We start from the raw sequence: 276 nt of genomic DNA, 5'->3' as shown, positions 1-276 counted from the left end.
TTGCTGAAGAGCCTGCGCGCCCTGGCGCGACCGGGCCGGCACGTCTTCGTGGTCGAATGCCCGCCCGATCTCGTCGTCGACACGCTGCCGGGCATCCTGGCGCAGGTCGTGTCGAACGCTGTCAAGAACGCGATCGAGCACGGCTTTCAGGAGCGGGAGGGTGGCCGCATCACCATCACGGGGATCCGGTCCGGGGACGGCATCGGCCTCTCGATCGCCGATGACGGGCGCGGCATCGACGGCGCCGACCTCGGCCGCGTGTTCGACCCGTTCTTC

Annotated in this window: 1 protein-coding gene; it reads left to right on the top strand. The window is 69.6% G+C overall.

Features of this window, described 5'->3' with window-relative positions; genetic code table 11:
* Positions 1-276 (top strand): ATP-binding protein (locus KZZ07_RS26880; protein WP_219520020.1); only part of this gene is annotated, 276 nt, incomplete at both ends.

The organism is Mameliella sp. CS4 (assembly GCF_019392335.1).
Lineage (GTDB): Bacteria > Pseudomonadota > Alphaproteobacteria > Rhodobacterales > Rhodobacteraceae > Antarctobacter.
Note: the sequence above shows the minus strand (reverse complement) of the source record. Positions and strands in the feature narration are given on the sequence as shown.